Source organism: Pseudomonas sp. NFACC45, from assembly GCF_900113505.1.
Classification (GTDB): domain Bacteria; phylum Pseudomonadota; class Gammaproteobacteria; order Pseudomonadales; family Pseudomonadaceae; genus Aquipseudomonas; species Aquipseudomonas tehranensis.
On record NZ_FOPO01000010.1, the window covers coordinates 113,705 to 135,276 of the forward strand.

17 protein-coding genes are annotated in these 21,572 nt (G+C 60.6%); 9 read left to right on the forward strand and 8 right to left on the reverse strand.

The features are described from left to right. Position 1: 1 nt before the first annotated feature. On the reverse strand, positions 2-1,189 hold the full coding sequence (gene cfaB, locus BM132_RS19035) for a C17 cyclopropane fatty acid synthase CfaB (RefSeq protein WP_092399559.1): 1,188 nt from the start codon (positions 1,187-1,189) through the stop codon (positions 2-4). Positions 1,190-1,508: 319 nt separating this feature from the next. Here cfaB and lpdA point away from each other — a divergent pair, with 319 nt between their 5' ends. After that, positions 1,509-2,909, forward strand: a complete 1,401-nt coding sequence (gene lpdA, locus BM132_RS19040; protein ID WP_092457809.1) for a dihydrolipoyl dehydrogenase — start codon at positions 1,509-1,511, stop codon at positions 2,907-2,909. Positions 2,910-2,979: 70 nt separating this feature from the next. Here the strand turns inward: lpdA and BM132_RS19045 are convergent, their stop codons facing one another. The 7 genes from BM132_RS19045 to BM132_RS19075 form a co-directional block, all read right to left on the reverse strand. Further along, on the reverse strand, positions 2,980-5,130 hold the full coding sequence (locus BM132_RS19045; RefSeq protein ID WP_092457812.1) for a hypothetical protein: 2,151 nt from the start codon (positions 5,128-5,130) through the stop codon (positions 2,980-2,982). Further along, positions 5,117-6,310 carry a DUF3142 domain-containing protein gene (locus BM132_RS19050; RefSeq protein WP_092457816.1) on the reverse strand — a complete coding sequence of 398 codons (1,194 nt, stop codon included), beginning with the start codon at positions 6,308-6,310 and terminating at the stop codon, positions 5,117-5,119. Before BM132_RS19050 ends, BM132_RS19045 begins: the two co-directional genes overlap by 14 nt. A gap of 79 nt (positions 6,311-6,389) precedes the next feature. Then, positions 6,390-7,205 (reverse strand): class I SAM-dependent methyltransferase, encoded by an 816-nt coding sequence (locus BM132_RS19055; RefSeq protein WP_092457819.1) that lies wholly within the window; start codon positions 7,203-7,205, stop codon positions 6,390-6,392. Then, the gene (locus BM132_RS19060; protein ID WP_092457822.1) at positions 7,199-8,353 is read right to left on the reverse strand and encodes an acyltransferase family protein; all 1,155 of its coding nucleotides are present in this window, start codon (positions 8,351-8,353) and stop codon (positions 7,199-7,201) included. The genes BM132_RS19055 and BM132_RS19060 overlap by 7 nt, the downstream gene beginning before the upstream one ends. Beyond that, positions 8,350-9,225: a class I SAM-dependent methyltransferase gene (locus BM132_RS19065; protein WP_092457826.1), complete on the reverse strand. Its 876-nt coding sequence runs from the start codon at positions 9,223-9,225 to the stop codon at positions 8,350-8,352. Before BM132_RS19065 ends, BM132_RS19060 begins: the two co-directional genes overlap by 4 nt. Then, positions 9,222-10,514: a glycosyltransferase gene (locus BM132_RS19070; RefSeq protein ID WP_092457829.1), complete on the reverse strand. Its 1,293-nt coding sequence runs from the start codon at positions 10,512-10,514 to the stop codon at positions 9,222-9,224. The genes BM132_RS19065 and BM132_RS19070 overlap by 4 nt, the downstream gene beginning before the upstream one ends. Next, positions 10,508-12,103, reverse strand: coding sequence for a glycosyltransferase (locus BM132_RS19075; protein ID WP_092457832.1), 1,596 nt, complete (start codon positions 12,101-12,103; stop codon positions 10,508-10,510). The genes BM132_RS19070 and BM132_RS19075 overlap by 7 nt, the downstream gene beginning before the upstream one ends. Positions 12,104-12,528: 425 nt before the next feature. Between BM132_RS19075 and BM132_RS19080 the strand changes: the two genes are divergently transcribed. From BM132_RS19080 to BM132_RS19115, 8 genes are read left to right on the forward strand one after another with little or no spacing between them, the layout of a single operon-like run. Next, a complete protein-coding gene (locus tag BM132_RS19080; RefSeq protein WP_092457836.1) occupies positions 12,529-13,443 on the forward strand; it encodes a GDP-mannose 4,6-dehydratase in 915 nt (304 codons plus the stop codon). Continuing rightward, on the forward strand, positions 13,440-14,408 hold the full coding sequence (gene gmd / locus BM132_RS19085; RefSeq protein WP_092457839.1) for a GDP-mannose 4,6-dehydratase: 969 nt from the start codon (positions 13,440-13,442) through the stop codon (positions 14,406-14,408). Before BM132_RS19080 ends, gmd begins: the two co-directional genes overlap by 4 nt. Positions 14,409-14,411: 3 nt before the next feature. Then, complete coding sequence (locus BM132_RS19090) at positions 14,412-15,854, forward strand: mannose-1-phosphate guanylyltransferase/mannose-6-phosphate isomerase (protein WP_092399579.1); 1,443 nt, start codon at positions 14,412-14,414, stop codon at positions 15,852-15,854. After that, entirely contained in the window at positions 15,854-16,651 is a 798-nt protein-coding gene (locus tag BM132_RS19095; protein ID WP_092457842.1) for an ABC transporter permease, read from the forward strand. Before BM132_RS19090 ends, BM132_RS19095 begins: the two co-directional genes overlap by 1 nt. Further along, positions 16,651-17,916 (forward strand): ABC transporter ATP-binding protein, encoded by a 1,266-nt coding sequence (locus tag BM132_RS19100; RefSeq protein ID WP_092457844.1) that lies wholly within the window; start codon positions 16,651-16,653, stop codon positions 17,914-17,916. Before BM132_RS19095 ends, BM132_RS19100 begins: the two co-directional genes overlap by 1 nt. Further along, complete coding sequence (locus BM132_RS19105; protein WP_092457847.1) at positions 17,913-19,280, forward strand: glycosyltransferase family 4 protein; 1,368 nt, start codon at positions 17,913-17,915, stop codon at positions 19,278-19,280. The genes BM132_RS19100 and BM132_RS19105 overlap by 4 nt, the downstream gene beginning before the upstream one ends. After that, entirely contained in the window at positions 19,271-20,401 is a 1,131-nt protein-coding gene (locus BM132_RS19110; RefSeq protein ID WP_092457850.1) for a glycosyltransferase family 4 protein, read from the forward strand. The genes BM132_RS19105 and BM132_RS19110 overlap by 10 nt, the downstream gene beginning before the upstream one ends. Then, the gene (locus BM132_RS19115; protein WP_092457853.1) at positions 20,402-21,532 is read left to right on the forward strand and encodes a glycosyltransferase family 4 protein; all 1,131 of its coding nucleotides are present in this window, start codon (positions 20,402-20,404) and stop codon (positions 21,530-21,532) included. It begins immediately after the preceding gene. Positions 21,533-21,572: the final 40 nt, after the last annotated feature.

The following is a 21,572-nucleotide window of genomic DNA, read 5'->3' on the forward strand; positions in this document are numbered from 1 at the left end:
ATCAAGGGGTATAGATGTCGTCGCGAGTCCAGGGCAACTCATGGCTGCCATCGGCGTGCGTCTTCACCGCCAGGATCTGGTGCAGGTTGATCCAGCCCTTGGCGAATGCGTAGGCGCATCCGGCCAGATAAAGGCGCCAGATCCGCAGCGCTTGCTCCGGCACTTCTTTGGCGGCGGCCGCGAGGTTGTCTTCCAGCCGCTCACTCCAATGATCGAGCGTGCGGGCGTAATGCATGCGCAGGCTTTCCACATCGACAATCTCCAACCCCGCTTCGCTGATCTGGGCGGAAATCATCGACAGGTGCGGCAACTCGCCATTGGGGAACACATACTTCTCAATGAATTCACCCGCACCACGTCCGACCGGGCGACCGTCCGTGTGCTTGGCGGTGATGCCATGGTTCATCACCAAGCCACCCTCGCGAACCGCGCCGAAAAGGGTTTTGCAGTACTGCTGGAGATTGGCATGGCCAACGTGCTCGAACATGCCGACGCTCACCACTTTGTCGAAGCGACCGTCCTGGGGCAAGTCCCGGTAGTCGAGCAACTGCAACTCCACCTGACCATCCAGGCCGTCAGCCGTGACCCGCTCCCGAGCCAGGGCCAGTTGCGCCTTGCTCAGGGTAATGCCAAAGACCCTAGCGCCGAACTCCCGCGCCGCGTAACGCGCCAACCCGCCCCAGCCGCAGCCCACATCCAGCAGGTAATCTCCCGGTTGCAGGCGCAGCTTGCGGCACAAATGGCGGAATTTGGCTTGTTGAGCCTGCTCAAGGGTTTCGCTACCGGTCTCAAAGTAAGCACAGGAATAGGCCATGTCGCTATCGAGCCAGAGCTGATAGAAGGCGTTGGAAAGGTCATAGTGGTAGGAAATCGCCTTGGCGTCGGCTTCCTTGTCATGAACCGAGCGTACCGGCAGGTAATCAACGTTTTCGGCCAGCAGGGCTTGGCTCCATTCATCACAGACGCGGATGACTTCGTGGATCGATCCTTCGAGTTCCAGCTTGCCTTCTACAAACGCCGCTCCCAATGAATTAAGGCTGGGATGGGTGAGTTGTGCGACCATCTGTGGGTCCTTGACCACGATCGTGACGCTGGGATCGGCACCCAGCGTAAATTCATGACCGTCCCAGAGCCGCAGCCGAAGCGGTAAATGCAGATTCTGTAAGGCCGGTGGAAGTTGCGCGAGCATGAGATAGCCCCCCTTGTTTCAGACGTCTGAAATGAGGGTAGACCATCCTGGAAAAGTAGCAGCCTATGGAATTTATAGCCTTTTTCTATCGCGCTGCCCTTGCCTCCCTTCTGAGGGTCATTTTCAGCATTTAGATCCCGGGGCGCGTTGACTGAACAAGGCCTAGCCACCAAAGACCGGCACCCTGAGCAACGCCATTTGTTCCACGTGGAACTAAACTCAGCAAACCAACCCATCTCAATCCTGGCCCTTGACCAAGCCATTCGAAAACGCCCACATTACGCTCATAATTTTTCTCAAGCCGAGCGGGAGAAGAGCCATGAGCAACTACGACGTGATCATTCTGGGCGGTGGCCCCGGTGGGTATAACGCGGCGATTCGCGCCGGACAGTTGGGGTTGAAGGCTGCCTGTGTCGAGGGCCGAGCCACCTTGGGCGGCACCTGCCTGAACGTCGGTTGCATGCCCTCCAAAGCATTGCTCCACGCCTCGGAGCTGTACGAAGCGGCCATGGGAACGCCATTCGCCAATCTGGGCATCGAAGTCAGCCCCACCCTCAACCTCGCTCAAATGATGAAGCAGAAGGACGAGAGCGTGGCGGGACTGACCAAGGGTATCGAATTCCTGTTTCGCAAAAACAAGGTCGAATGGGTCAAGGGCTGGGGCCACATCGACGGGCCCGGCAAAGTGACGGTCACCGCTGAAGACGGCGGCAAGACCATACTGAGCGCCAAGGACATCGTCATCGCCACCGGTTCCGAGCCCACTCCCCTGCCGGGTGTGGCGATCGATAACCAGCGCATCCTCGACTCCACCGGTGCATTGTCCTTGAGTGAAGTGCCGCGTCATCTGGTGGTGATCGGCGCGGGCGTCATCGGCCTCGAATTGGGTTCGGTCTGGCGGCGCCTGGGCGCTCAGGTCACGGTGGTGGAGTACCTCGATCGCGTCTGTCCTGGCGTGGATGGTGAGGCCGGCAAGACCTTGCAACGGGCCCTGGCCAAACAAGGCATCCAGTTCAAACTGAGTTCCAAAGTCACAGGCGCCACTTCTTCGGCCAGCGGCGTGCAATTGCAGGTTGAGCCCGCCACGGGTGGCGAGGCGCAGACCCTCGACGCGGATTATGTGCTAGTCGCCATTGGTCGTCGGCCGTACACCCAGGGGCTGGGGCTTGAGAACGTCGGCCTCAGCACCGACAAACGCGGCCTGCTCGCCAACAAGGGCCACCGCACCGAAGCGCCCGGCGTGTGGGTGATCGGCGACGTGACATCCGGCCCGATGCTGGCCCACAAGGCAGAAGACGAAGCCATGGCCTGCATCGAACAGATCGTCGGCAAGGCCGGCGAGGTCAACTATGACCTGATCCCCAACGTTATCTACACCCGCCCAGAACTGGCCAGCGTCGGCAAGACCGAGGAACAGCTCAAGGCTGAAGGCCGTGCCTACAAGGTCGGGAAGTTTCCGTTCACGGCCAACAGCCGGGCGAAGATCAATCACGAGACCGAAGGTTTCGCCAAAATACTGGCCGACGAACGGACCGATGAAATCCTCGGCGTACACCTGGTGGGGCCGAGCGTCAGCGAGATGATCGGGGAATACTGCGTCGCCATGGAGTTCAGTGCCTCAGCCCAGGACATCGCCCTGACCTGCCATCCGCACCCTACCCGCTCGGAAGCCTTGCGCCAGGCGGCGATGAATGTGGAAGGCATGGCGACACAGATGTAATGCGTGAGTTTATCCACAACACGCTGGGAGCAAGACTTGCTCCCAGCGTGCCTGGATGTACACACAAAGCTTAGCGAGCCGAAATTCGGGCCTTGCGCTGGCGAAGGTTGATCAATCCCAGCCCCAGCGCCACCACCAGCAGGCCACCGGCTATTTGCAGCCAAACCTTGTAGGGCCGCAACGCCGAACGAATCGGCTCCAGGGCCTGGGTCACGTAGCGTTTGTCCGCATTGCGAAAATCGGGATAAGGGCAGTGCCGGCCAAAATCCCAGGCCCACTCCACGTAAGGGCCGTGCTGCACATAACGTTGATACAACGCGCGTTGCTCCGCCAGGCTGGAGTTGTACCCCACCGCAGCACACAGCACCGCCGCAAACGCATGACTGGTATGAGGCAGGTTATCGGCCGCCTGGCTCGCCAACGCCGTGGCGACAAAACGATAGTGATAACGCGCTTGCGGTTGCGCGGCGCTGGCCTGCTGGCGTTGCAACTCGCCTTCGCTGATCAGCGGTCCAACCTTCAGTTCAGCTGACTCAAGGCTATAGTTGCCGCCAAAGGTGGCGTAGTCCGGCGCCATCTCGTAACCGAGCAGTTCCATACCCTGGGTACGCGCGAACCAGGACGCATTGAAATACGCCTCGGCCCGTCGAGTGGGCCACCACTTGGACTCGGCCTCCTGACGCAACTGCCCATAAGCTCGAGCCTGGTTCTGTAGCTCGACGTTGTCGAAGTAGTCCGGCGCCTCGTCGTAGCGTCCTTCTCGTAGCAGGCGACGCCCCAGCAGATTGCGCAGGTTCGCGGCCACCGGCAGTTGCACGTAATTGTCGCGATCCTGCTGGCTCAACGGCGGCACCGCCGGGACTTGAGCGTCGACGTATTGCTTGAGCTCGTCGACTGTCAGCACTCGCTCAGCGACCGTAGCGGCGTCATACCAATAAATGCTCTGGCTGCGGTAGAGCTGATCGAAGGCTTGAAGGTAATCGCCCCGTTGCAAGGCCAGGATCGCGCTTTCGCCTTCGACCCGACACTTGGGTTGCACGGATTCGTAACTCCAATCCGGCGTGCGTCGCTCGCCCCACGACTCGTCTTTGGGGAACGCCTGGGCGGCTTTGGCGTAAGCCGCTGCCGCGGCGCCTTTGTCACCCTCGCGCACTGCCAGTTTGGCTCGCAGCCACCAAGCCAGCCCGCTATCCCCGGCCTTTTCCAGGAACGCCTTGGCGGCGGCATAATCGCCTTGCTGATAATTCACCGCCGCCAGACGGTCGGCATTATCGAGGCTGTCACGGGTGCTGGCTTGCAGCAATTGGACCAGCCGCTTCTCGCCGGCCGGTTGCTCACCGAATGACCAACCGATGCGGCTGAGCAACGAAGCGGTGAGCAGTTGCTGCACTGCTTTGCCTTTGAGCAGGCGCATCAACTGCTCGTCCGGCAGCTCGTTCAGGTCACCGACCAATTGTTTCAACGAACTGTAGCCGACCTCAGAGCCCAACTGGTTCTGGCTGGCGTAGAGTTCAATGGCACTGTTCCAGTCGTCACGGATGTAGGCAACCCGGGCTTCTTCGCCGAGGCTGGCGACACCCAGCTCCAACGGGTCGCTGAAGCCACTGATGCTCAACTGACGAGCCTGACGGAACGCCTCTTGAGCCTGGTCCAGCAATACTGCAGGTTCACCGCTGCCCGCCTCGCTACTCATGGCGAACAAGGCTCGCCCCAGGGAATACGCAGCCCACGTGCTGCGCAACCGGCGCTCGTTCGCCGGCAACGCGAGTAACTGACGGAACGAATCGACCGCCAGCGCATGCTCGCCGGCGTTGAAGGCTGTCGCGCCGATCGCGTACAAGCGCAGTTCGGCAGGCAGATTCGCCGCTTCGGTGGTGACCTGCTGAACGTCGGTCAGCGCCCGCACACGCTCCACGACCGCTTGCTGCGGCGGGGTCAGGCCGAGCCGTTCGGCCTTGTTGCGCTGCTCGACGTAGGAAGGTAAATCACCGTAGCGCTGATCCGGGTTGGCCGTCGCATCGGTGGCCGGCTTGAGCCCGGCTATGGCGTGGCCGAGGCGACTGATCTCGAAGCGAAAGCTGCCTTCGGGCAAATCCGCCAGCGATTGACTGCGGTTATCCAGCAGGCGCATCGGGAAGTCCGGTCCGCAGGCCAGCGCCTGACCCAACGGCAGGCTGAGGCTCAGGCAGAGCAGACGACTGGGCCACTTACGGGTGAACATTGAAACCTCCTTGGTCAATTTTCGTACAGCGCGCCCAGCCAACGGCACGCTGGCCGCCGGCGGCCAGGCGGCCTTCCTGAATGCGGGTGAAGGTAAGCAGTCCGGGCGTTTGTTGCAACGTGTACCCCGCCAGCGCATCGGCACCGTCGCAGGCGCCAACGACCAAGGTCAGGCGTTGGGGCCAGGGGCTGTCGAGATTGCCCTGGTTAGCCAACTCAATATCGTAAAGCCCGCCCTGTTCCTGCACACGCAAGGCCAACCGACTGTCCAGGCGGTCTCCTCGTGCAACGGCACCGAGGGTGGTCAAACTCCAGGCGCGTCGGTCATCCGCCAGCGGCAGGCGAAACCAGATCAACCCGGCCAGATGTGTCGGCGGGTCGGCGCGCAGTTCTGCCACCAGCCCGGCCACTTGCTGCGGGTCGGCCAGCAGCTCACGACGCTCGCCGCCTTGATCGATCGGCACTTCGCTTTCAACCACCGGGCCCCCACTCTCCTTAGTCAACAGCGCCACGCCATACGCCGGCAGGGCCAGGTAGAACGGTCGCGTGGTCATATCGCTCCAGCGCTCAGCCCAGCGCAACGCCTGTTTCGGGTCGAACAGCCCCTGCCGGGGATCACTGACCGCGTGGACCTGCAACACGCTGCTGTCCACCGTCCGCAGCAGCCCTGGCAACGCAGGGCTGTCGAGCCACGCCGGCAGTGCCGTGATGCTCAGCCCCAGCGTGGCGGGCAGGGTTTGCCGCAAACGGTGCAAAAATGCGCCATAGGCAGGCAGTCGTGCATTGCCGGCGTCGTGGTCGATCTCGATCCCTACTGGGGCCAGGCCTTGCGCTTGCCAGTCGCTCAGCAGTTGCTGGATCTGCGCGATCACATCGTCCTGATCCAGAAATCTGAGCTGACCGTCCAGGCGTATCACTGCGATCAGCGGTCGACCGTCCGCCTTGAGCAGTTGCGCATCGATCCGCGCGCGGCTCCAGCCGGCCTGGGGAAAGGCCTGCAAGGCAAGAATGCGCAGGCTGGAAAAATCCTTATGGCTTTGCCGCAGCGCCGGCGCGTGGGCCGGCGTCCACTGGCGCTGCCAGACATAGAGTTGGTGGTCGAGAGCCGGGGACGGGGACTGTTCACAGCCGCTTAAAAGCAACGCGGCAAGGGTCAGCGATAGCCGGAAAAGAAACACCATGGAATTTCAGCACCCAAAAAAGGCTGGCAGATTAACCCCTCCCGCACCAGCCACAAATGAATTCATCCTCAGCACCTTGTCATTCAGGCTTACGCGCAATAATCACCTGACTCTTGGCCACCACCGCATCCAGCGCCTGCTTGATCTGCGCGCCGCGGGGCGAATTGAGCACCGCTTGCCAGGTGTCTGCCCAATGGTTGAGCAGCGGGTGGTCGGCGTTGCTGAAATCGACTTTCGCTTCCCAGAACAACAGCATCCACATCGACCAGTAGAAACCGTACTGGCTGTGACTCAACACTTCCAGCCCGGCCTCGCTGACCATGGCCTTGAACTGCTCTTCGCTGATGATGCGAATGTGGTTGGGCTTCTGGAAATACTCCGGTGCGGCGATGTCCTTTTGCAGGTCTTCGGAGCTGGGGTGCGGCACGCTCAACAGGTACAGCGCGCCGGGCCGGCCGACCCGGACCAGCTCGGCGAGAAACTGCGCCGGGTCGTCGACATGCTCAATGACTTCCGTGGACACCACGCGGGTGACCGTTCCATCGGCAATGGGCAGCGGGTTGCAGTCGGTCACATGGCATTCGACGTCACGCGCCGGAGTGTCGCTCAAGCGCTGACGGGTGGCCTCGACCTTGGCCGCGTCGATGTCGGCGATGATGATCTTCGCCCCACGCATGCCACAAAAATGCACGTTGCCACCGTCGCCGCAGCCAACGTCCAGCAATGTGTCCTCAGGCGCAACCGGGAAACCGCTGAACAGTTCTCCGGTTTGCTGATTGAACCAGCCGCTGAGCATCGCATCGTGCAGCCCGAGCATATAGGGATCGACCTTGTCGGCCGCGGGCGTTGCGGGCGCGGGCGTACCCGTGGTGAGTTTCTTCAAAAGACTCAGCATGAAGGGGCTCCAGAGACGGGAAGGACGGGACGGGCGGCACGCAGGCGTTCAACCAGTTGAGCGCCGCGCTGGCGCATGGGCATTTCAACCATCCGGTAGTTGAGTTCGCTCAACAGCCCGATCAGCGTCAAGGCACAGGCAAGGGCCAACCAGGGATCACTCGCCACGTCCGGCGACCCCAGCGGGGCAAAACGAAACCACAGCTCGCGCAGCAGGAAAAACACCGGGATGTGGATCAGATAGATCCCGTAGGAGCGGCTGCCGACCCAGGTCAGCGCGGTTTTCACCGGGCTGCGGGGCAGCAGATAGTCCCGGTCATAAGAGGCCACCCACACCAGCACGGCACTGAGCAGCGCGATAACGCCAAGACGGTAGAAAGACAAATTGAAATGCTCGGTCGCGATCCAGGCCATCACGCTGCCTAGGCCTGCCATCAGCAACACACCTAGCCCGGGCCAACGTAGCCACTTGGGTTCGAACCGCCAATAATCGGGGCGCAAACTCCAGATCGACAGCAGCACGCCGAGGGCCAGGGCGTCTGTGCGGATGACCGAAAGCCATACCGCGCGCCAGGTGAAAAACTGCACCAGCACCACCGCCAGCAGCACCCAAACCAGATACCGGCGGGAGACGAACACCAGCAGCGGCAGAATCAAATAGAACTGCTCTTCCAGCGAGAGCGTCCAGTACACAAAGCTCGCACCATATTCATAGCGCATGAATGCATCGGCAAAACGCAAATTGGCGAATTGCAGAAAACCGGCCAGGGTCGCCTGTACATTGGCTTGCACGCTGCCAAACGCGCCGGAGCGATTGAAAAACAACGCAGCCAGCAGCATCAGCACCAGCCAGAGCCACGCCGACGGCAGCAGGCGAAACGCCCGGCGAAGCCAAAATTCGCGGGCGGTGGCCCAGAACTGTCGAGAATTGTCACAACCGCGCAGTTGCGGGATCAGACTGCGGCCAATGACAAAACCCGATATGGCGAAGAACAGATCCACGCCCCACCACAGCTGGAAGTTACCGGAAAGAGCCGCCAGGCGCGGCCACCCACCGGGAAACGGCATGCCTTGTACGTGATGAAACAGCACACCCATCACCGCAACGGCGCGCAACAACTCGATGTCCATGATTCGTTTGCTGCTCATGCTGAGCTCCGGGTGGCAGGATCGGGTTTGCGGGCAATGATGACCTGGCTCTTGGGCATGAATTGATCGAGGACCTGCTTGATCGCCAGGCCATCGGGTCGTGTCAGCACGCCCTGCCAGAGGCTCGCCCAGCTCTCCATCAGCGGCGGATAAGGCGCCTGGATCCGGTCACGTACCGCCCCCTCGAGGGCTCGTCCGGCCGCGCGTTCGCTGGCCCAGAAAAAAATCATGCCCATGACCCAGAAAAAGCCGCTGGCCTGGCGATTCTCGATGACCAGCCCCGCATCCTCCACCAATGCAGCGAATCGTTCGGCACTGAAAATCTGCACATGGTTGGGAGACTGGAAGTAACCCGGCGGTGCGATGCCCTGCTGTAAATGCTCGCCCACCGGGGCCGGCACACTGAGCAGGTACTGCGCCCCTGGCCGGCCCATGCGCACCAGTTCGGCCATGAACGGCTCGGGTTGGTCGACATGCTCGAGCACTTCCATGCACACAATTTTGCTCGCGCAGCCATCGGCCAGCGGCAACGGCAGGCTGTTACTGACCAGGCTCAGAAACGGCGCGCGGGTCTGGGCCTCGACCTGGTGGGCCAGGTTTCGCACCTTGTCGTATTCGCTGTCGGTAAAAATCACTGAAGCGCCTTGGCGCACTGCAAACAAAGTCGCCACGCCCTCCCCGCAACCGACGTCCAACAAGGTGTCCTGGGCGGTGATAGCGAAGCCTTTGAGCAACTCGCCGCTGTCGTTGAGAAACCAGCCGTCGAGCATTGCGTCGTAGAGGCCCACGTCACGGGGCGACACGACGCCAGTCGATGGCGGCGCAGCAGGTACGACGGGCGGCCTGAGCCACGCCAGCAACCGCCCGATCATGGCTGTTGTGCGTTCCGGCGACGCTCCAATACCTGTTCAAAAAACCCCCGCAGACGCTGCTCGGCGTTGGCCTGGCTGCAGAACGTTTCCAGGCTGCGCACGGCATGGGCCGACATGCGGCGATAACGCTCGGGGTCGTTTTTGGCCACGTCATAGCTGGCGCGATAGGCCGAGCACAGCGAGTCCCAATCGGTGACATAACGCAGGGTACGAAACGCTGCACGGGGGTCATGGGGCCAGGCCGTCAGTTCCTCGGTGCACTCGACGACAAAGGCATTGTCATGGTCGATGTAATCGGCCATCGCCGTGTTCAAGGGTGCAATCGCCGGCCGGCCGCAGGACATGAACTCCATCAGGGGCAAACACTGGCCTTCGCCGTAGGAGCAGTTGACCACGTAGCGAGTGGCCTCCACCAATCGCTCGTAGTCCGCATCCGCCAGGTAACCGTGGATCAGCACGATACGGCAGCGGTATGACTGGTTCTTGTAGACATGGTGCAGCATGTCGTTGAGTGCAGCGGTGACGTCGTGGTGGGTCAGCTTGAGCACCAGCGTTGCGTCAGGAACATCGCGGAACGTCGCGCAAAATGCGCTGATCATGTCCTTCCAGTTCTTGCGCCCATCGTAAGGGTTGAAGACCGACGTATACACCACTCCGTCCAGAAGCAGCTCGCAATCCTCGGCCGGAGCATCAAAAACCAGCGCCGTACCGGCCTGGTGCGCTGGCGGGCCGTAGGGCCGCAGGTCGACGGTGCGGCTGTCGATCAACAGCCCGCGCAACTGCAGTCGCATGTGATCGACCGTAGGTCGCTGGGCCAGCATCGCACCGCGCGCGTAAAACCGGTCCCATACCGGAGCGGCAATGGCGGCGATGGGGAAGTCCGCCCCCATTACCTCCCGCACGGCGTGGACGGTGAAGCTGGAATGGGTAATCGCCATACCGGTCGCGCCAAGGACCACCCGCCAGTCGTGCCGCGGCTCACCCTGCCAGCTTTCGGTCGGGATGGTGCTGAACTCCCAGGCGAAGACGGGAATCGTCGGGCAGGCGTAGTGGGCATCTGTGCGATGGGGCGGGGAAAAGGACAGGAAGACACAATCCTCGCCGCGCCCCAGGCAATCGGCATATAGCTGATCGACTTCTTCTTCCGGCCGGGTCACTTCAACGACCTGCCCCAGCCGCTCCAGCACCGGGCGAAACTCCTTGAGCACGAAGTAATAGCTGTATTCGGGCTTGCCAAGATTCTCAAGAATGTTGCTCTGGTTGGTTTCCGAATAAACGATGATCAGCATGATGTGTAACCCACCTGGGCCAGCAGCGGCGTATTCTCGGCACTGCCTTGCGGGGCCAGGAAATCCACCAGGCGCTGCTGCACCGGGGCAAAACCGCAATAGCGACGCATGCGCTCATTCGCTGCCACCGCCATGGCCTGGTAGGCCTGCGGCTGATGCCGGGCCATGGCGTAGCTCTGCTGGTAAGCCAGTTTCAGCGATCCCCAGTCGGGCCGATGGCGCAGGGTACGGTACAAAATGCGCGAATCTTCCGGCCAGATGGTGGGTTCATGGCTGGATTTGACGATAAAGGCCACTTCGGTATCGATGTAGTCACGCATCGCCGTGTGGTCCGGCGCGATGGCCGGGCGCGCGCAAGACATGAACTCCATCAGCGGCAGGCACAAACCTTCACAGCGCGAAGCATTGACGTAAAAACTCGCCGCACCGTACAACCGGGCGAATTGTTCGTCCTCCAGATAGCCGTGCATCACCACTACCCGACAGCTGAACGGCGATAGCTGGGACAGCAGCGTGAGCAATTCGACGTAGTAGGTCGACAGATCGTTCTGGGTCATTTTCAGCACCAGCGTGGCGTCCTCGACGTCCCGCAGCGCCCAACAAAATGCCGTGATCAAGTGATGCCAGTTCTTGCGACCGTCATCGGGGTTGAACACGCTGACATACACCACCCCGCTGACTTCGGTTTCCACCACCCGACGGGTGTCCGGCAGCACCGCCTGGGGATGTTCCGATGGCGCCGGTTCTGAAGTTGGCTCGACGACACCTGGCACAGGCCGCGTCGGGCCTCTCATCAGTCGGCTCACCAAAATGCGCACCGGCACTGGCACCAAGTCGCGAACCGCTTCGCGATACCAGCACAACAGGTTGTGCTTGATCAGCCACAACGGCCCGTGGGTGGCCTTCGCGGTCACGGCGCGCAGCACTTCGCGTAGGTAATGCCGGGAGATGAAAGCGCGGCGCCGCCACGTCAGGGCCGCAGGTTCGCTGGACGCCCTCCCCGATGCCGCTTCGGCAAGCGGCGCAATCAAGCCATCTGCCGACAGCCCAAGGGGACGGCTGTCGATGATGCAGCCTTTGATCTGTAAGACCGTGCCCGGATTGACCGGTGTGATGGGATATTGCTCACGAACCGCAGCGAAGCGTTCCCACAGTGGCGTGGGTAAAACCAGCACAGGGAAATCCTCGCCCAACGTACGACGGATCGCCTCGGCCGTGTGGCTGGACAGGGTAATCACCCGGCCATGGCGCGCCAGCGTGCGGCTCCAGTCATGGCGCAGGTCGTCATCCCAGTGCTCGGCCGGGATCGAGTCGAACTCCCAGGCCACCACGCAGACCATGGGGCACGCCAGATCGACAGGCGTCTTGTGGGGGGGTGAAAACGAAAGAAACAGGCAGTCCTGCCCCGCCTGCTGCAACGTTTGATAGAGCGGATCGACCTCGGCAACCGATGACACCACATGCACCCGGCCCAGGCTTTCCAGCACGGGGCGATAAGCCTTGAGCACGAAGTAATAACTGTACTCAGGGCGGCCGAGGCTCTGGCTGATGGAGTGATCGTTTACGTCCGAGTAAAGAATGAAATTCATGGCATCCCATCATGGAGCGGCCATCCCGGCGACTCCACCTCATGACGGTCGACTCACGAACCGGCCCGGCCAGGCGGCCGTTGCTCGTCGATTGTCTGCGTACCCGTCTCGTTCTTGTTTTTAGTGGCCCTTGCCCCGTGGCTCGACTTGAAATCGACATCGCAGGGATCGTGACAAGGGGCATTCTAACCACATCAGCCAAGGGTTCGTGAACAGGCGAATGAGAATAAACCGGCTATAAATATGAGAACCGACCGGTCACGGTTTGTGTGGTTGAAATTGCTTCGAAATTGGCACAGATTGGCAACCAAACAACTACAACAAAAGCTTCATCTGGGCTGACTTTCAACTGGGTTTCTCCGAACTTACGGAAATATCCTACTCAGATCTGCACCAGACGAAGTTCGTATCGAGAGGACTGGTGCTTGAAAAAACGTCTGTTCGTAACAGGCCTCAGCGGTTTCGTAGGACGCCACATCAAATCTCGCCTGGATGCCCCTGATTCCACTTGGCAGGTGATGCCCGTCCCTACCCGTTATGACCTGACAGACGGTAGATCCCTGGAAGGTCTCTGGCCGCAGATCCCCGATGCCGTGATTCACCTGGCGGGCCAGACATTCGTTCCCGAAGCCTTTCGCGATCCGGCCCGCACCCTGCAAATCAACCTGCTTGGCACCTTGAATCTTCTCCAGGCCCTCAAGGCCCGAGGATTCACCGGAACATTTCTGTATGTCAGCTCCGGTGATGTGTATGGCCAGGTCAACGAAACCCAGCTCCCCATTACCGAATTGCACCCCCCTGCTCCGCGCAACCCCTATGCCGTAAGCAAGCTGTCAGCCGAACTGCTGAGCCTGCAATGGGGCATGAGCGAAGGCTGGTCGGTGCTGGTGGCCCGCCCTTTCAACCACATCGGCACCGGTCAGAAAGACAGCTTCGTCATCGCCAGCGCGGCCCGGCAGATCAGCCGTATCAAGCTGGGCCTGCAATCGGCCCAGCTGCAAGTGGGCGATATCGATGTCACCCGCGACTTTCTTGACGTAGGCGATGTGATTTCAGCCTACCTGGCACTGCTGGACCACGGCGTGTCGGGCCAGACCTACAACATCTGCTCGGGTCACGAGCAAAGCATTCGCAGCCTGATCGAACAATTGGGCGACATCGCCCAGGTCGATGTGCAACTGATCCAGGACCCCGCGCGTCTTCGTCGCGCAGAACAGCGTCGCGTCTGTGGTAGCCCTGCCAAGCTACGCCAGGCCACAGGATGGACGCCTGAAACAACAACACAACAATCCTTGCGGGCGATCCTGTCCGACTGGGAGATACGGGTACAACAAGAATGAAAAGTGCATTGATCACAGGGATCACCGGCCAGGACGGCGCGTATCTGGCCAAGTTACTGCTCGACAAGGGTTATAAAGTCCATGGCCTGGTGGCCCGGCGAAGCAGCGATTCGCGCTGGAGGCTACGCGAAACCGGGATCGAGAACGACATCGTATACCTGGACGGCGACATGGCCGACGCCTGCTCGGTACAACGCGCCGTGATCAAGTCAGCGCCGGACGAGGTGTATAACCTGGCCGCGCAGAGTTTCGTCGCAGCTTCCTGGAACCAGCCGGTGACCACTGGCATCGTCGATGGCCTCGGGGTGACCCACCTGCTCGAAGGCATTCGCCAGTTCAGCCCTCAAACCCGTTTCTACCAAGCGTCCACCAGCGAAATGTTTGGCCTTATCCAGGCCGAGCAGCAGGATGAGCACACCCCGTTCTACCCACGCAGCCCCTATGGCGTGGCGAAACTGTACGGTCACTGGATCACCGTCAACTACCGCGAAAGCTTCGGTCTGCACGCCAGCAGCGGCATTCTTTTCAATCATGAATCGCCCCTGCGCGGCATCGAGTTCGTGACGCGCAAGGTCACCGACGCCGCTGCGCGCATCAAGCAAGGCAAACAGCAGGAGTTACGCCTGGGTAATATCGACACCAAGCGCGACTGGGGCTTTGCCGGCGATTATGTCGAAGCCATGTGGCTGATGTTGCAACAGGACAAACCCGACGATTACGTGGTTGCCACAGGCGTAACCACCACTGTGCGCGAGATGTGCAGGATAGCCTTCGAGCATGTGGGCCTGGACTACCGCGATTTCGTCAAGATCGACCCGGCGTTTTTCCGCCCGGCCGAGGTGGACGTGTTGCTCGGCAACCCAGCCAAGGCCCAACGGGTTCTTGGCTGGAAACCCAGTACCGACCTCGACACCCTGATCCGCATGATGATGGATGCGGACATGAAACGCGTCGCCAAGGAGTAGGCCATGCTGATTCCCATGATTCTCTCCGGCGGTGCCGGAACGAGGTTGTGGCCGATGTCCCGCGAGGGCCATCCCAAACCCTTCATGATCCTGCCTGACGGCCAGTCGCTGCTGAGCAAGACCTACCGACGCGCCGCCGGGTTGTTCGACGGTCGCGGCGACATCGTTACCGTGACCAATCGCGAGTATTACTTTCAGAGCCGCGACCACTACCAAAGCGCCCATCTGGCACGCCATCGCGGCCATTTCGTACTTGAACCGACGGGCCGCAACACCGCGCCGGCCATCGCCACAGCGACGCTCGCGGTGCAAGCCCTGCATGGTGACGACGCCATCCTGATGGTGATGCCCGCAGACCACCTGATCCAGAACGAGGCGGCCTTCAAGGCTAGCGTGGAGCATGCCACGCAACTGGCCAAAAGCGGTTACCTGGTGACCTTCGGTGTACTGCCCACGACACCGGAAACCGGCTTCGGCTATATAGAACGCGGCAAACCCCTGGATACCCAGGGCGCTGCCAAGGTCGTGCGCTTCGTCGAAAAACCCGACCTGCAAACCGCAACACACTATCTGGAAAGCGGCCGTTTCCTGTGGAACTCGGGCATGTTCTGTTTTTCAGTCAAAACCCTGTTGGCGGAATTGCAGAACCACGCCCCGGCGTTGCTGGAACAGGCTCGCGCCTGCATAGCCGCGAGCACGGCCGTGGAGACATCAGGTTGCGTGCAACAGGAACTGTCCGCCGCGCATTTTTCCGAAATGCCGGACATCTCCATCGACTACGCCTTGATGGAGCGCTCCAATAATGTGGTGGTAGTCCCCGCCGCCTTCGACTGGAGCGACATCGGCTCATGGAGTGCCGTCGCCGATCTGGTGCCCGCCGATGCACAGAACAACCGCGTCAGCGGCGAGGCGTTGTTCATCGACAGCCAGAACAACTATGTCCAGAGTGAAGGACGGTTGGTGGCCGCACTCGGTGTGGAAAACCTGATCATCATCGACACCGCCGACGCCATCCTGGTCGCCCATTCTGACCGAGCCCAGGATGTACGGCGCGTCGCGCGCCAGCTCAAGGACAAGGAGCACGAATCCTATCGCCTGCACCGCACGGTCAGCCGTCCATGGGGCAGCTACACCGTGCTGGAACAAGGCCCGCGCTTCAAGATCAAGCGCATCGTGGTCAAGCCAGGCGCGGCGCTGTCCCTGCAAATGCACCATCACCGCAACGAACACTGGGTGGTCGTGGAAGGCATGGCCAAGGTCACCAACAATGGCTCTGAAGCTCATCTGGTGGCCAAGAACGAATCGACGTTCATCCCCGCAGGGCACCGCCATCGGCTGGAGAACCCCGGCGTCATCGATCTGGTGATCATCGAAGTCCAGAGTGGTGAGTACCTGGGAGAAGATGACATCGTGCGTTTCGAGGATCACTACGGCAGGGCCGTCTGATGTTGCTGACCTTGCACCGTGCGCTGTGGAGCTACCGCGGTTTTATCCTCGGCAGCGTCAAGCGCGAATTCCAGGCGCGCTATCGCAATTCTTTGTTCGGCGCGTTGTGGACCGTGCTCAACCCGCTGTCGATGATCCTCGTCTACACCGTGATTTTTTCCCACATCATGCGTGCCCGCCTGCCGGGGGTGGACGATGGCATGGCCTACAGCGTCTACCTCTGCGCCGGGCTGCTGACCTGGGGGTTCTTCGCCGAGATCACGACCCGCAGTCAGGGCATGTTTCTGGAAAACGCCAATCTGCTGAAGAAAATCAGCTTTCCCAGAATCTGTCTGCCGGTGATTGTGCTGTTCAACGCCGGGATCAACTTCGCGATCATCCTCGGGCTGTTTCTCGGTTTCCTGTTGATCACCGGCCGCTGGCCGGGGATGACATTACTGGCGCTGGTGCCCTTGCTGGCCCTGCAAGTGATGTTCGCCGCTGGGCTGGGCATGTTGCTGGGGATTCTCAATGTGTTCTTTCGCGATGTCGGGCAACTGTTCGGTATTTGCCTGCAATTCTGGTTCTGGCTAACGCCCATTGTTTACCCGATGACCATCCTTCCGCCGTCGATCCAGCAATTGCTGGCCCTCAACCCCATGACGGCGCTGATGCAGAGTTACCAGAATTTGTTTCTGTACAACCAATGGCCGGTCTGGAGTTCGCTGACACCGCTGCTGGTCATCGGCCTACTGATGTGCGTCACCGGTTTGCGGATGTTTCGACGGCGCGGCGGTGAAATGGTGGATGAACTCTGATGGGGCATTTACGCGTCAGTGGCCTGGGCAAGGCCTACAAGCAGTATCCAAACCGCTGGAGCCGGCTGTTCGAATGGCTGATTCCCTTTTCCCGCCCGCGTCATCAATTGCACTGGGTCTTGCAGGGCGTCGATTTCGAGATCCAGCCCGGTGAAGCCGTCGGCATCGTCGGGGTCAACGGCGCGGGCAAAAGCACGTTGCTCAAAATGATCACCGGCACCACCCAACCCACCTGCGGCCACATTCAATTGCGCGGCCGCGTCGCGGCGTTGCTGGAGCTGGGCATGGGATTCCACCCGGACTTCACAGGCCGCCAGAACGCCTTCATGGCCGGGCAGTTGCTGGGCATGCAAGTGGAGGAAATCGAAGCATTGATGCCGCAGATCGAAGGTTTTGCCGAAATCGGCGCGGCCATCGACCAGCCAGTACGCACCTATTCCAGTGGCATGCAAATGCGCCTGGCCTTCAGCGTCGCCACGGCCCGCCGCCCGGATATCCTGATCGTCGATGAAGCTCTCTCGGTGGGTGACGCCTACTTCCAGCATAAAAGCTTTGAGCGCATCCGCAGGTTTCGCAAAGCCGGTACGACGCTGCTGATCGTGTCCCACGATCGCTCGGCGATTCAGTCGATCTGCGACACCGCCATCCTGCTGGAGCACGGGCGCATGGCCATGCGCGGCAAGCCGGAAGAGGTGATGGATTATTACAACGCGATGCTGGCCCAGCGCGAGGGCCAGATCGTCCGCCAGGAAATGCTCGCCAACGGCCAGGTACGTACCATCTCCGGCACTGGCGAGGCCGGCATTGTTGATGTTCAGCTGTTGAACAGTCAGGACCAGCCGGTGGAAGTGGCTGAAATCGGCCAACCGATGGTCTTGCAGGTCCGGGTCGAGATCCGCCAGGAAATCGAGCGCCTGGTGCTGGGCTTCCTGATCAAGGACCGCCTCGGTCAGCCCATGTACGGCATCAACACCCATCGCCAGGATAAAGCCGTGACGGACCTCAAGGCCGGCGAACACGTCACCTTCCGTTTCAGTTTTGACATGCGCCTGGGCAAGGGCAATTACTCCGTCGCGCTGAGCCTGTCCCGACTGGATTCGCACCTGGACCGCAACTTCGAGTGGCGCGACTACGGGCTGGTGTTCCACGTCATCAACAATCGCCAGGAAGATTTCGTTGGCTGTTCGTGGCTGCAGGCCCGCACCAGCATCCAGCGCACGGCATTACCAGCGGTCGAGGAACTGACGCAAAAGGAACTGCCATGACTCGCCTGCTGATGGAATGCACCTACGTGTATGAACATCCCAGAGCCAATTCCGGGATTCAGCGAGTAGTGCGCAACGTTATCCGCGAACTGCCGGCCAGAGAAGCAGAGCACGAATGCATCCCCGTCGTGATACTGAAAGGCAAGTTGTATGAAGTGAAGAGCCTCGCCCCGATGCCCTCCAGGGGGCTGGATCTGGTCAGCCTGCGGGTACGGCTGGAGCAATTCGCCAGCCTGTTCTGGCTCAGGCATCGGACGCTTGAACGGCGACGCCCCTTCAGCCAGTCGCGATGGGCACGCCGCGTGTTGTACTTAGGCTGCCGGCTGTTTGCCCTGGGTTTTCTGAGCATTCCGATCCGGGTGCTCGATCGCTTGCTCAAACACCAGCACGTCCCGAGGCGTTGCGTACCATTGCAACACCGGCCCGGCGATCAGTTGGTGTTGCTGGACTCTTCCTGGCACGCCGATTTCTTTCCTCTGGCCGAACAGCTCAAGCGCGATGGCGTCGGGATTGTATCGGTGATCTACGACCTGATTCCCCTGACCCATCCGCAGTTCTGCGACGCCGGCCTGGTCAAGGTGTTCAATCATTGGTTCGACTGGATTGCCCGCACCGCTGACGGTTACATCGCGATCTCCAGCACCATCCGTGACCAGGTTCGGCTGGAGATGGAACAGCGCGTTGGCGAACAGCAGGTAAGTGAACGTTGGTTCGACTATTTCCACTTGGGCAGCGAACTGGATTTGGTGGATGACACCAGCACCATCGACAGCAAACTGCTGCGAGTATTCATGCAGCCCGAACCGGTGTTCCTGATGGTCAGCACCATCGAACCACGCAAGAACCACGCTTACCTGCTCGATGCGTTCGAACGCGCCTGGGCTGCCGGCTCAAAGGCAAGGTTATGCATCGTCGGAAAAATTGGCTGGAAATGTGAGGACTTGATCGAGCGCATAAGGCGTCACCCGCAACTCAACAGCCGCCTGTTTATGTTCAACAACCTTTCGGACCATAGCCTGGAACACGCCTACCAAAATGCCACTGCGCTGGTGTTCCCGTCCTACGTTGAGGGCTTTGGTCTGCCGCTGGTGGAGGCCATGCAACGCGGCTTGCCGGCGATGGGCAGCGACATTGAGGTATTTCGGGAAATCGGCGGTGAATTCATGGCCTATTTCAATCTCGAAGATCCCCAGAGCCTGGCAGACCTGGTGACCGGCATGGAAAACAGCGGGGTTTTCCCGGCCAGTCGTCCCCTCGATCAATGGCAATGGCTGAGCTGGCGCCAGGCCAGTGCGCAATTGGTGGAGCGCATCGAGCGACACATTGATGAAGTGATCCTCGACAGGGAAACAGCATGCGAATAGCTCTGAACGCCCGGATTCTCCAGGCGCCACGCACCGGCATCGGCCATTACGTGGCGGAACTGGCCACTGCCCTGGCCCAGGAGCCGGATGTACAGCTGTCATTGTTCCACGGCTGGGGCTGGAGCTCGCAGTTGCCGCAAGCGGCCACGCCTGGTTACTCGCGACTTACACCTTTGCTGCGCCAGGTACCGGGGGCCTATCGGGCGCGGCGCTGGCTGGAGCAGAAACGCTTCGATCAGGGCCGTTCCCGCGCCATCGACCTGTATCACGAACCGAGCCTGTGGCCCCTGGCCTTCGAAGGGCCAACGGTGATGACGCTGCATGACCTGACGCACCTGCGCTACCCCGAGACGCAACCACCGGCACGACTGAGGGAAATCGAGCGTCGGCTCAGCCGTGCGGTAGAGCAGTCGCAGCTGATTCTGACGGACTCGCAGTTCATCGCCGATGAAGCCCGAGAACATTTCGGTCTTTGCGCGGAACGCTTGAGAGTCGCCCCGCTGGGGGCTGCGGCACGTTTCCATCCGCGCGAACCCGAAGCCATCGATGGGGTTCTCAAAGCCCATGGGTTGGAAGCAGGCCGATATTTTCTGTGTGTCGGCACCCTGGAGCCACGCAAGAACCTGTCGCTGGCTCTGCGCGCCCACGCCAGGCTGCCCGAATCCGTCCGTCAGACTTTCCCTTTGCTCATCATAGGAATGAGCGGATGGCAGCGTGCACAACTCAGCGACGAGTTGAAAAATGCCCTGGCCGGAGGTCATGTTTGTCTCGCGGGCTACTTGCCCGACGAACAGGTAGCCCAGCTATTGGCAGGGGCACGTGCACTGATCTTTCCGTCACGCTATGAAGGCTTTGGCCTGCCGGTACTCGAAGCCATGGCCAGCGGCACCCCGGTGATCACCACGCGCTGCTCGGCAATGCCGGAAGTGGCCGGAGCGGCCGGCAATTATTGCGAGCCCGACGATCCCCAAGGCATGCGCGAAGCCATGGACCGGTTGATCGAAGATCGCCTGCATTGGCAGGCATGTCGTGAAGCCGGGTTGCAACAAGCGGCGCTTTTTTCCTGGCAACGGTGCGCCAAGGTGACGGCCCAAACGTATCGCCAGGTTCTGGGAGGTTGAATGCGAGTCCTGCACTTTTACAAAACCTATCTGCCGGACTCCATGGGCGGCATCGAACAGGTTATTTTCCAGCTGTGCGACAGCAGTGACCGATTGGGTATCGATAACACCGTGCTGACGCTGAGCGACGATCCGGCGCCGGGTCCGATCACCATCCGACAGCATAAGGTTCATCAGGCCCGGATGGACTTCCAACTGGCCTCCACCGGGTTCTCCTACAGTGTTTTCAAGAAATTCCGCGAGCTGGCTGCCGAAGCGGACGTAATCAACTATCACTTCCCCTGGCCATTCATGGACCTGGTGCATTTTTGCAGCGCACTGAAAAAACCCTATGTGGTCACCTACCATTCGGACATCGTGCGTCAGCGGCATCTGCTGAAGCTGTATCGCCCTCTGATGCGACGCTTCTTGAACGGCGCGGATCGTATTGTCGCGGCGTCGCCTAACTATGTGCATACCAGCGACGTGCTCAAGGAGTACCGCGATAAGACCCAGGTCATTACCTATGGCTTGAACAAAGCCAGTTATCCACAGCGTGACGCTGAACGCATCGCGCAGTGGAAGACCAAATTGGGCGAGCGCTTCTTTCTGTTCGTGGGGGTGATGCGTTACTACAAGGGCCTGCACATTCTCCTCGACGCCCTCAAAGGTTTGGATTATCCGGTGGTCATCGTCGGTGCCGGTCCGCTGGAGAAAGAACTGCATGCCCAGGCGCAGGCGCTGGGCCTGCGCAACCTGCACTTCCTCGGACGCCTGGGCGATGAAGACAAGGTGGCATTGCTGGAACTGAGCTACGCCATCGTGTTCCCGTCGCACCTGCGCTCTGAAGCGTTTGGCATTTCTCTGCTCGAAGGCGCGATGTATGGTAAGCCGATGATCTCCAGCGAGATCGGCACCGGCACCAGCTACATCAATATCCACAATGAAACAGGCCTGGTGGTGCCCCCCAGCCACCCCGAAGCTTTCCGGGAAGCGATGCGTACCCTATGGGACAACCCGGCACAGGCCAGGGAAATGGGCATCAGGGCTGAAGAACGTTACCGGGAGTTGTTCACCTCTGAGGAGATGGGCCGCAAATGGCTGCAACTGTACGAGACGTTGCTGGAGCAAAGGGCGCTTTCCTTCGCGTAACACCCGTCAATGAGGCGAGCGGATAAATCCCCTCGCCTCA